9 protein-coding genes and 1 other annotated feature are annotated in these 12978 nt (G+C 27.9%); all 9 genes read right to left on the bottom strand.

Annotated elements, in window-relative coordinates; all coding sequences use genetic code 11:
- Positions 1–40: 40 nt before the first annotated feature.
- Positions 41–1192: a cysteine desulfurase family protein gene (locus tag ACTG44_RS04330; protein ID WP_479921370.1), complete on the bottom strand. Its 1152-nt coding sequence runs from the start codon at positions 1190–1192 to the stop codon at positions 41–43.
- A 640-nt stretch (positions 1193–1832) separates the two neighbouring features.
- The gene (locus tag ACTG44_RS04325; RefSeq protein ID WP_021383543.1) at positions 1833–2555 is read right to left on the bottom strand and encodes an amino acid ABC transporter ATP-binding protein; all 723 of its coding nucleotides are present in this window, start codon (positions 2553–2555) and stop codon (positions 1833–1835) included.
- Between the two features lie 58 nt (positions 2556–2613).
- Positions 2614–3291: an amino acid ABC transporter permease gene (locus ACTG44_RS04320; RefSeq protein WP_021383538.1), complete on the bottom strand. Its 678-nt coding sequence runs from the start codon at positions 3289–3291 to the stop codon at positions 2614–2616.
- A gap of 27 nt (positions 3292–3318) precedes the next feature.
- Positions 3319–4134, bottom strand: coding sequence for a transporter substrate-binding domain-containing protein (locus ACTG44_RS04315; protein ID WP_021383550.1), 816 nt, complete (start codon positions 4132–4134; stop codon positions 3319–3321).
- Positions 4135–4359: 225 nt separating this feature from the next.
- Positions 4360–4570 (bottom strand) — a binding site (T-box leader).
- Positions 4571–4894: 324 nt separating this feature from the next.
- Entirely contained in the window at positions 4895–6961 is a 2067-nt protein-coding gene (locus tag ACTG44_RS04310; protein WP_069955973.1) for an ATP-dependent helicase, read from the bottom strand.
- 76 nt (positions 6962–7037) lie between these two features.
- Positions 7038–10064 carry an EAL domain-containing protein gene (locus ACTG44_RS04305; RefSeq protein ID WP_479921369.1) on the bottom strand — a complete coding sequence of 1009 codons (3027 nt, stop codon included), beginning with the start codon at positions 10062–10064 and terminating at the stop codon, positions 7038–7040.
- Between the two features lie 53 nt (positions 10065–10117).
- Positions 10118–11578, bottom strand: a complete 1461-nt coding sequence (locus ACTG44_RS04300; protein ID WP_021383537.1) for an extracellular solute-binding protein — start codon at positions 11576–11578, stop codon at positions 10118–10120.
- 91 nt (positions 11579–11669) lie between these two features.
- Entirely contained in the window at positions 11670–12044 is a 375-nt protein-coding gene (locus ACTG44_RS04295) for a hypothetical protein (RefSeq protein WP_021383549.1), read from the bottom strand.
- A gap of 178 nt (positions 12045–12222) precedes the next feature.
- Positions 12223–12963, bottom strand: a complete 741-nt coding sequence (locus ACTG44_RS04290; RefSeq protein ID WP_021383541.1) for a flagellar motor protein MotB — start codon at positions 12961–12963, stop codon at positions 12223–12225.
- Positions 12964–12978: the final 15 nt, after the last annotated feature.

The raw sequence follows: 12978 nt of genomic DNA, 5'->3' as shown, positions 1-12978 counted from the left end.
CTCTTAAACTAATTTATTATCATTATTTATACTGTATTCTTTACTTCCTTTTCATTATTGACCTTAAGTCGCAAATTGATTCTTTCAATACTTCTACCGCTTCTGATATTTCTTCTTCTGTATTCATATCAGATAAGCTAAATCTTATTGTCCCATTTATTTCTTCATTTGTAAGACCTATGGCATTTAAAACATGGCTACCCTTCTTCTTAGACGAACATGCAGAACCAGTTGATACATAAATACCTTTTTGCTCTAAGTAATGAAGTAACACCTCTCCTTTTGTCCCTCTAAATGATATATTTAATATATGACATACACCATCTTCTGGAGAATTAACTTTTATATCTTCTATATTATCAATTATTTTATTTTTAAATGTATGTTTTAAGTTATTTACTTTTAAAATAACTGCATCTAAATCTTTATTTAGTATTCTGACAGCTTCTCCAAGCCCATATATCCCAGGTACATTTTCTGTTCCAGACCTAATACCAATCTCTTGTCCTCCACCTGTTAGCATGGGTTTAAGACGATTATTTTCTTTTATATACATAAATCCAATTCCTTTTGGACCATGAAATTTATGTGCACTAACACTCATAAAATCTATATTGTATTTAGATGGTCTAAAATTGATTTTCCCATATGACTGAATAGCATCTACATGAAAATATATCTTTTCTTTTAAAGATTTCAAATACTTTCCGACTTCATCTATTGGCTGTATAGTTCCTATTTCATTGTTAACATGCATCATACTTACTAAACATGTAGTTAACTTTATTGCATTCTTTAAATCTTCTATATTTATCTTTCCATCTTCTCCGACCTCTAAGTAAGTTACTTCAAAACCATCTTCTTCTAAATCTTTCAATGTATTTAAAACAGAAGGATGTTCTATATTAGTAGATATTATATGATTTTTTCGCTTTTTATTTAGATTTGCAATTCCTCTTATTATAGTATTATTACATTCTGTACCACCTGATGTAAAATAAATCTCCTTTTCTTTCGCTCCTAGAGATTTCGCTATAACTTTTCTTACTTCTTTTATTCCTTTTTCAACTTCTACACCTTTTCTATGAACAGAAGAAGGATTTCCATAATCCGTACTAAGTGCATAAACCATTTTATCTATAACTTCTTGATAAGGTTTTGTAGTTGCGCTATTGTCTAAGTATATTTCCAACTTAATTACACCTACCTTTATTTAAAATCTTCAACTCTAACTATTATACCACTAATTATAGTATTTTTTTTGTTAATCTTTATTAAAAAGACAATCTTAAATTTACAAAATATTCTTTCATAAAAAATTAGTTTTTTCACTTTATTATAAAATTTTATAGTAAAATATAATATACTTATACTATATCCTACAAAAATACGTTATAAAATACAATATATGATAAAATAATATATTATATAAAATAAATATATTATATTATACATATGCTTATTTTTACTATAAAAGTTATTTTTATAAGCTTACTTGTTATAAAAATAACTTTTATAATTTATATCAAAAAAAATATTGATTTTTGTGTCGCATTTTGTTATAATAAATTAAGGTTATCCCCCTGGTAACCCTAGTTAGTTAATATATCTATTCCCAATACCCTTTCATAAGGATATATTTTATATTTATTAAAAATCGGATTGATAACGGAAATTGATTCGGTGGAAAAAAAGAGCTTACCCCGAGCTCTTTTTTTCTGCTAAAATTTAGCAAAATGAGATTAATATTAATTTTATTTTAAACTTATATTAATAATCATAAAAAAAGGATGTATTGAGTTTCTAATATCAATAACATCCTTTTTTATATATTATAACACTTTTGCTAAGAATGATTTAGTTCTTTCATGTTTTGGATTTCCAAAAACTTCTTCTGGAGTATTATCTTCTAGTACACTTCCTCCATCTATAAAAATAACTCTATCTGCAACTTCCTTTGCAAATCCCATTTCATGGGTTACAATCGCCATTGTCATCCCTTCTTTGGCAAGCTCTTTTATAACATCCAAAACCTCGTTTACCATTTCTGGGTCAAGAGCCGATGTTGGTTCATCAAATAACATCATATCTGGTTCCATAGCAAGGGCTCTAGCTATTGCTATTCTCTGCTTTTGTCCTCCAGATAATTGTGATGGATAGGAATCTTTTTTGTCTAAAAGACCAACTCTACTTAACAAAACTTCTGCTTTTTTTTCTGCTTCTTCTTTTGTCATCTTTTTTAATTTAATTGGTGCCAATGTTATATTATCTAAAATAGTCTTATGTGGGAATAAATTAAAGTTTTGAAACACCATACCTATATTTTGTCTAATTTCATCAATATTAGTTTTTTTATCAACCAAATTTTTTCCTTCAAATATTATCTCTCCACCTGTAGGTATTTCTAGTAAATTCATACATCTAAGAAGTGTACTTTTACCAGAACCACTAGGACCTACTATAACCATTATTTCACCTTTAGCGATTTCTAAGTCTATATTTTTTAATACATTTAAATCTCCAAAAGATTTACTTAAATTTTTTATTGTAATCATATTATCACTTTCCTTTTTACTATTCTATGTTTTCCCTAAATGCTAAACATGCTCTCATCTAGTTAGACACAGATAGTTTCTTTTCTAATAATCCAACTAATCTTGATAGAGTAAATGTTATAACAAAGTAAATTGCTGCTGCTACTATTAATGGCTCTAATGCTTTAAACGCTGCATTTTTTACTATATCAGCAGTACGCATTATTTCAACAACTCCTATTACAGATATTATTGAAGATTCTTTTACAAGTGTAATAAACTCATTTGCTAATGAAGGTAGTATATTCTTTATAGCCTGAGGTATTATTATATATCTCATAGTTGACCAGTAATTTAATCCTAATGATCTACTTGCTTCCATTTGTCCATTATCAACTGATTGTATACCTGATCTAAGTATCTCTGCCACATACGCTCCAGAGTTTACTGATAATGCAAATGCACTAGCTACAAATTCACTTGGTATACCAAATAACATAGGGAATCTTATTCCTAATTGAGGTAATCCAAACCATACTATATATATCTGTACTAATAATGGTGTCCCTCTTAAAATCTCAATATAGATTGATGATATTGCTCTTAATACTTTACTCTTTGATATTTTTGCCATACAGATGATTATACCTATTATAAATCCAAAGCATAATGCCACAAGAGAAATTCCTACTGTCACACCTGTTCCTTCCAGAAAAGAAGTTCCAAATCTACTTAAAAAACTAAAATCTAAACTCATAATTTCATCTCCCACATAACTTTCTTACTAATTTGAAGCAGCTTCAGTAGATGCTTCATTTAAAAATTCGTCTATTTTTTTACCATCTTGTAATTCTTTTATCTTTTTATTTAATAATTCTATAAAGTCTTTGTTATTATCAGCTTTTTTGATTGCTGCTGCCATACCTTCTGTTACATCTTTACCAACTTCAGTATTTGCCATTTTGATTCCATCATATTTTTTAACATTTATTAAAGAAACTGCTTCATTAGTAACAACTGCATCTATGTTTCCATTTTTTAATTCTGTAATTAAATCAGGTATTGCTTTTAAAGATTTTGTAGTTGTCATTTTTAGAGTGTTAACCACATATTCTTCTTGGATACTTCCCGCTTGTACTCCAACTCTAAGTTTCTTTAAATCATCTTCACTTTTTACTTTGTCTATATCTGCATCTTTAACTATAACTGCATTTCTACTTAAATAATATAATTCTGAGAAATCAACACTCTTTTCTCTTTCTGGTGTTGGAGACATACCTGCAAGAACTATATCAACTTGGTCTGCATTTAAAGCACCTATTAATCCATCAAACGACATATCTTTAATTTCAACCTTTACACCAAGCTCTTTTGCAAATTCTTCAGCCAACATCATATCGAATCCTTTTATTGAATCTTTACCATCTACTACTTTATGGAATTCAAATGGTGGGAATTCTGCACTAGTACCTACAACCAATTTTCCATTCTCTTTTATTTGTTCTAATTTTGTTTTTTCTTCTCCACCACTACATCCTACTAGTGATAATGTTAATCCTAATACTAATCCTAAACTTAATAATTTTTTAAATGCTTTCATTTTAATTACCCCTCTCTTTTAATTATAATTTCCCTCAGATTTTAATACTTTAATGTTTCAAGTTACAAAAAAAGTCCCTCAGTCTTTAATGACTAAGAGACGACTTTACCGCGTTACCACTCTTATTGATAAATACTTTTACAACTTTCAAAATTTGTGAATGTTAGCTTGTAAGCTATGTGGATATTTTGATTTTTAAATCAAAAAAGTCCCTTAGCTTTACAGCTAAGAGACGAATTATATCCGCGTTACCACTCTTTTTGATAAGTAAGTACTTATCCTCTCAATCCCTTAAGGCGGGCAAACCAATTATCATACTAAAACTTCTGATAATCTCCTCCAGAGCTCTCTTCACATAGACTTCATTGCTAGGCTTACACCAACCCCTAACTCGCTGTAAATCCATATATGCTACTTTCTCTATCACTGGATTTGTTTCCTTAAATTGTTAATACAATTGTACTTCCTTATAATATTTTTGTCAATAAGTTTTTTATTTTTTTAATAATTTTATTTGTAAATTATTTAAACACTACGATGTATATTTAGCTCTACTCTTTAGATAATCATAAATAGCATCTTTTAGATTTATTTATATTCTTTAGATATTAATAAATAACATTTTTCATATTTTGAGCTATTTTTTTAATAATATATTTTTTATCTATATCTTTGCCTTAAATATCATACATAAATAATATAATTCTTTCTTACCTATATAAATAATACATTTTCTATCTATCTAAGTTTGGCTTCTAAATTAAATAATATAAATTATATTCTTCAATAAGCAAGTTTTCAGGTCTAAAATTCGCTCCCTATCTTTAAACTTTATTGTAAACATAATTCCATCTTTTTTAATTATTTCTCCTTCATGAAATTTTTTATGGTGCACTTTATCACCTACACCAATACTATCAATTTCTTTTTTGGTTGGAGATTTTATATCGTCAATAAACAATGATTTATCAACTTTTTTACCATATTTATTTAAAGTAGAACTTATACACAATTTCTCTTCAGCTCTTGTAATAGCAACATACATAAGTCGCCTTTCTTCTTCTAACTGTTCTTCTTTTTTCTCTTCCTTACAAATATCATATGACTTTTCATGAGGTATTGTTCCTTCATTTACACCTATGATATAAACATTTCTAAATTCTAATCCTTTTGCACTATGCATAGTTGTAAATATGACACCATCAGTCTGCTTATTCTTATTGTTTTCCATTAACTCAGTCTTTACTCTATCAATATGCTCTAAAAACTCTGTCACAGTATTAAAATTTGTAGCCGAACTCTCAAGTTCATTTAATATCTCTACAAGACCATTAGTCTTTATTTTTCTGTTACTACAATAATCTAATACATATCTATCATAATCAAGACTGGTTCTAATATAAGATATTGCATTTTTAGGATTTAAAGTGTTTAAATAACTTAGGTCTATTTCCAAATCAGTTATGGTTTTGACTTGTTTAGGATGGAGATTACATTTATTTATTAGTGCAGTTATAAAATCTTTTTCATCCTTAACCATATTTACATTATCCTTAGATATATATCTAAATGGCTTATTTATGATTCTTAACCAATCTTTACTTGACTTTGGATTAATACCTATTCTTAAATATGCTAGTATATCTTGACTTGCCCAATGGTCATATATTGTAATTACTGAGTCTTTCACTACAAATGGAATCCTCATATCCATAAATACATCTACTAATGCTCTTGACTGTATATTAGTTCTATAAATCACTGCAAAATCAGAATACTCTACATAATCTTTTTTTATTTCGTCAATTATTTCCTTGGCAATATATAAAGCTTCCTCTTCTGAATCATGTGGACAAATGTAACTCACACTTCCTCCAGTGCCTTGACTACATTTAATAATTTTCTCATATCTATTTTTATTTTTTTCTATAAGTCTATTTGCAATATGTACTATCTCACTTTTAGACCTATAATTTACGTCTAATATTATTTTTTTAGTATTATTGAAATATCTTTCAAATTCAAGTAAAAAGTCTGGTCTTGCTCCTCTAAAACCATATATACTCTGGTCCTCATCTCCAACAGCAAATATGTTATTTAATGGATTAGAAATTAACTTTAAAACTTCAAACTGTACTTTATTTATATCCTGAAATTCATCTATCAATATATATTTATATACATTTCTAACCATCTCTAATGCAGACTTATTATTTAAGAGTAAATAGTAAGTCTTTATAAGCATGTCATCAAAGTCAATTTTATTAACTTTAGATTTTTGCTCTTCATATAAATTATATACCTTCAAAAACTCATCTTTTGTCAGTATCTCTGAACTAAATTCATTCTTATCCATAAGTTCATTTTTTACATAAGAAATTTCATTTATAACTTGTCCTATATTCTCATCATCATCAGCATTCTCTATATTTAAACTTTTTAGTATTGCCTTGATTGTTATTCGCTTTGATTTTTCATCAAATATACTATCTAGATTATACCTTTCAAAATACCTTAGAATTTTAAAAAATACAGAGTGAAAAGTTCCATAGGTTACTTTGTTAAGCCTTATATCATCACTTAAACTTAAAGCTCTATTTTTCATTTCTATTGAAGATGCTTTGGTAAAACTTATTGCTAGGATTCTTGTTGGTGCTATATTTTTATTTACTACCATATTGGCTATTCTATATGTAATTACTCTAGTCTTACCTGAACCAGGCCCTGCAAGTATCATGCAAGGCCCATCTATATGTTCAACTGCTTCTAATTGATTTTCATTTAACTTTCTTATATCTATATTTGTTGTGATTATTAGCTCCACCACCCTAATTTATAATTATATTATTTTCTTTTTAATTATAAACCAAAAGTTCATAAAAATACATGTAATTTTTCCTCTATTAAATCACATCATTCCTATTTTCATGACACATCTTGAGCTCTTTTTTAATTTTATCACTTATATCTTCAGGGATAAATGATGGTTTACTAATATAATATCCCTGCATATAATCTATTCCAAGATTAATTAATGTTTCCATCTCACTTTTAGTTTCTACACCTTCTGCTATTACTTTAATATTTCTTTCATTAGAGTATGAAATAAGATTTTTTAATATTTTCTGTCTGTCTTCATCTTTATCAATACCTCTTACAATAGACATATCAATCTTTACGTAATTTGGCATTATATATAATAGTACAGCATCTCCATTGTAGCCTGTTCCAAAATCATCCAAAGCAATCTCTATATTCCAATGGTTTATATAAGATTTCTTTTTCTCAATAAAATCTTCATTAATTTTATCATTTTCTGTTATTTCTAATACAACTCTATTCAAATAATTACCATATAAATCCTCAATTTCTTCAAAATCCACTTTTGATAGGTTATTATTTGGAATAGAATTTAAAAACAATTTACAATCTCCAAACTTCTCTCTGTATTTTTTAAATGATTTAAGTGCTTTAAACCAAGTAATACGCTCAATTTGATACAGTTTAGATTGTGAACGAGCCAATCTAATAACATCCACTGGAGAACTGAAAGTTTTTATTTTAGGTCTCATGAGTGCCTCATATGCAAAAACTTTTCCTTCACAGTCTACAATAGCTTGAAATGCATACTCAACAAGTTGACCATCAATCAATTTATTTAACTCTTCTCTGTTACTCAATAAGAATGAATCCTTATTATATATATTGATATCAAACTCACTGACTTCACCCTTGATTGTGTTTTTAATTTGATACATAGCAAAATCTGCATATCTCATTAATTCATCATAGCTACTTGAATCGTAAGGATACCAAGAAATTCCTGCTGATGCTCTTATTTTAAATTCTGTTCCATCATGAAGTTTTAGTAATGTATTACTCATCTGTATCTTAACAGAATTAATAATAGCTCTTATACTCTCTTTACTTTCATATCCATATATAAATACATAAAATTCATCACCTGAAAGCCTAGAAACTATACCATTCCATGATATAAACTTTTTAAGTATTCCTGCTGCACATCTAATGTATTCATCTCCAGTATCATGTCCATATGTATCATTGATATATTTTAAATTATCTAAATCCCACATAACAAATGCTGCTACCTTAAGCTCATCTTTGTTTTTGAATTTCTCTTGTATCTGTGAGTAAAATGCTCTCCTATTTAAAAGATTAGTTAAAATATCAAAATCTCTTTCGTACTCTATTTTTCTTTTCTCAACGAACTCTTTTGTGACATCAACAACAACACCGAGAACCTTTAGCTCATCTTCAACAAGGTTTAATCTTACCCACTTAGACCTCTTATCTTCAGATTCAAATTTATATATATATGTATTTTCTGTTTCATAACCTTTTTGTAAATATTTATCTAGCTTTTTCATTTTTTTAAGGAACTTATCTTTTTGCATATAACCATATTCTCGGAATCCCTTTTCTGTAATAAATACATTAAAAAATCCTTTTGTACAAAAAACATTATCTGTATTTTTGTACAATTCGAAAGCTCCAATAGGCATATCTACCATCTCTATAATCTGTGATAATTTTGAAGAAGAATCTGCAACATTTGCACTAAGTAGCTCTATAGCTGAAGATAATTCATCTATTTCAGATATATTTATTTTATCAAGATTTACTGGTTTTGATGGATTACTATTTCTAACCTTTTTGGCTAGAAGAACAATTGGTTTTGTAAACAGTCTTGATGCTATATAAATACCTATAAGTCCTATTACTAAAGAAATTGCTATAGATACTATAACCAAACGCTCCACTCTTTTTGAAAAAGATAAAAGGCTTTTTTCTTCAATAATCCCCAAAAGAGCCCAACGCTCATTTTCAAATGGAGTATTGGAATTATATAAATCTAGATATTGCACACTAGCATAAATATTCCCACTACTATAATCATTATCTTCATTTTTAATCTTATATACATTCTTATAAGATTCTTTCTGTTCTAAATTAGAATGTAAACCATCCCAAAATTTTTCTTTTAGTGAATATCCATTTGAAACTACATTTTCAAATGCCATATCATCATTTCTGTCCACACCTAAAATATAATTACCTTTTTTGTTTCCATTTATCTCTGCATATGGTAGTAATTCACTTAAATAGTTTATACTTAAATCTATTCCAAGTACTCCATATACAGTTCCATCCTCATAAATAAGAGGAACTGAATATGTCATAACCTTATCGCCTGCATTTGTTAATAGAAACTTACTTCCCCAATATCCTAAATTAGAACTTGATACATTTGGATTATCAATTGCCGCTCTAAATGGTTTGTAAAAAAAATTATCTCCTTTTCGCTTGTTTTCACTTTTAAATGAAAATTTTGGAGCCCAATAACTATCCATAGATATTCCAAAGTCTCTTGCTATATCTGATGAACCTCTCTCAATTAACAAATCAGAATTATCATTTGGACTAAATTTAGGGTCTAAATCTCTTATATACAGTCCCGTCTTGCTTATTTCACCTTTACTCATGGAATCATCTTCAATGTTTTTATTACTTAATATTACAAAAGAGCCTGTAACAGAATTTTTTCTTAAAAGATATATCAAATTACTCGATATATTTTTTATAATCTCCTTGTTAATTTCTTCATTCTCACCTACATCTTTGATTGAAACATTATTTTCATCCAAAACCTTTTTTACAGATGAATTAATTGCGGCTTCCGTTTCACTTGTCTTTGACCATCTTTGCAACATCTCATTTTGTATATAATTTTTGCGATTAATTACTCTTTCATTTAAAATATCAAATGAGTTGTCATTTAACTTCTTAATAGTTCCTCCCCATAAAATTGTGGCACAAAATAAACTTGTTTGAATTAGCATAACAATAATTAGGGGAAATATCATCTTTTTCATTATTGAATTATTTTTTCTTAGATTGTTTTCCATACTTAATTCCACCTATACCTTTGTGCATGTTGACACACTAACCGCCAATTCATCTACTCTTTTGTAGCATTTTCAAGCTCAGTCTTAAAATCATTAAACCAAGTTTCAAAATTCTTGTCATTATTAAATTGTGCTACTGCATCCTTTTTAGAAGTTCCATTTTTTATTAATTCATTTATTTTATTTAAATCTTCTTTAGCCTTATCAAGCATCGAATATTCAAGAATTTGTCTAGCTTTAGTTCCACCATCGAATGCTTTATTAGTATATAAATTACAGCTTTTAATTTGTGCAATAGATGAAACTATTGATTCTTCAACTTTATTTAATACATTTAAATCGTCTTTCTTCATAACTTCTTTTATAACATCTAAATCATTTGTTTTTTTCTTTACTGGCAAGTATCCAGAAGCAATAGAAAATTTTATATTAGGTTCTTTATCTGTAAACCATTTTAAAAATTCTACTGATGCATATTCTTCTTCTTTAGTGGATTTTGTTACAGCCATTCCTGCACCTTGTTGTACAGCATACTTTTCTTTTCCTTTAAAACGAGGAGCTTCAAAAACAGATGTTTCAATCTTATAACTCTCGTTGTCATTTGACACTACTCTATCTGGGAAGTATGCTGCTCCTGAACTAGAACCCACAAGAGCTAATATATCTCCTGTTTTTGCATCATCAGAACGAAATTTACCATAAGATGCAAAATATCCATTTATATATGGTACATAAAAATTATCCCATAATTTTCTCATAACTTTTTCATCAATATTTAATGTAACTTTTCCATCTTTAACAGAAAAAAGTTCTACTCCTAATTGCTTACTTCCTATAATAATATAATTTGCTAAAGCATCTCTTCCAAAAAACGCTTTACCATCATTAGGCTCTTTTGTTAAACTATCTGTCCATTCATAATATTTTTTTGATATTTCTGTTAATCCCTCTATTGTTTGTATATCATTGATATTTGAATTTGTAGCTTTGGCAAATTTATCCCAATCAGTCTTATTTATCATCAAAATCTCAGTAGATTTTGCAATTGGAAAAAGTTTAAACTCCTCATTAGAATTTATTCTGCCCTCTTCTACATATTCATCTATATACTCATTTAGTTCATCTTTGCTTATATACTTGTCCATATCCACTAGTAATCCTAATTTATCCATTTCATAAGCAGTATCTGAATATGCCGCAAATATATTTGGTACATCTTCAGAACCAACCTTTTTATTTGCAGAATCTAAAACCTTTTCTGATAAATCAACAACATTACCTTGACTAAACGCTTCAACAATAATTCCTTTTTCAGCACCTACAGTGTCATTGAATTCCTTAACAAGCTTGTCAAAAGCTATTTTTTGCTGTCCATTATAATAATGCCAAATTTCTATTGATGTTGGATTCTCTGGGTCCAGCTTATAATTATCTTCCTTTTTCAAACTACACCCTGTAAGTAATAAAACAATCATTGATGTGATAATTAATTTTGCAAACTTACACCTATTCATAAAATCTACTCCTTCAAATTTATAAAATTATAATAGCATTAAAACTACAACTTCACTATTTATATTAATTATAGAACGTTTATTGATATATTTAAACAGGATTAACAACATATTTAAAAGCAATTAAGAAGCATATAATTACAAATACTGAAAATAGGGCTTTTGCATAATTTTTATTTCTAAATGCTCCAAACGATACCAAACCTTGTTGAATAGCCACTGTAATCACTAAAAGCGTCATTATTACATTAAGTTGAACTAACTTAAACAAATAAAGTAAAGAAAATATTACTAAAAGAATACATAATACAATACTAGATTTATTAATAATATCATCAACCTTATCTACATTTTTAGATTTTTTGTTAGTTTCCTTTAGCTTCTCTTTATTTAAAGTATCAACTTTTTTATTATACCTTTCTCTTGTTTTATCTTTATACTTCGTGTTTTTATTCTTATTACTCATTTGTTTCCTCACCCTCTATAAAAATTTTAAAATTGAGTTTTTTATCGTTTAAACATTATATATTTAAGATACCATATATTCTTCCAAAAAGGTAACTTACTGTTCATCTATTTTTAATTTTTACATAAAAAAACTATCTCTTTTTAGAAATAATTCTGCCTTGAGATAGTTTGTTTAACTATTTATTTTCACCAACATTTTCTACATTATCATATTTACTATCAACTAAGACTATATCAACTCGTCTATTTTTTGACATACCATCTTGAGATGAATTTTCTGCTATTGGTCTAAATTCGCCATATCCTACAGCAGATAATTTATCTGGTGCTATACCTGCATTGTCAATAAGAAGTTGAACAACATTGGTTGCTCTCATAACTGATAAATCCCAATTTGACTTAAACTCAGAATTTTTTATAAACATGTTGTCTGTATGACCTTCTACCCTTATGTAACTATTCATTTCATTTAACATCTTACCTATTTGAATAATTTTATCTCTAGAATTATTCTTTACAACTGCTTTTCCAGTATCAAATAGTATGGTATCTTTAAGACTTATTACTAATCCTCTATCCTGAGCTTTTAATGATACTGAATTCGCCATACCATTTTCATTTAAATACTTCTGAATTTCCTCACCAACTTTTTTGAACTCAGCATTTTGTAAACTATCTAAATTATTACTTCCTGGTTCAACTACTGGCTCCATTTGGCTCTTACCACCTTCAATAACCCCAGAAGAATCACCAAATGCAGAATTTAGAGATTCAGATAATTGTTTATATTTCTCTGCATCAACATTACTCATAGAATACATTATGACAAAGAAAATCATAAGTAGTGTTATGAGGTCTGAATAAGTTAAAAGCCATCGCTCATTGTTTTCTTCTTTTTCATCTTCATCATGTAACATAAATATTCCATCCTT

It is taken from the genome of Clostridioides sp. LIBA-2809, from assembly GCF_056688965.1.
This window is presented reverse-complemented; position numbering and strand designations above follow the sequence as displayed.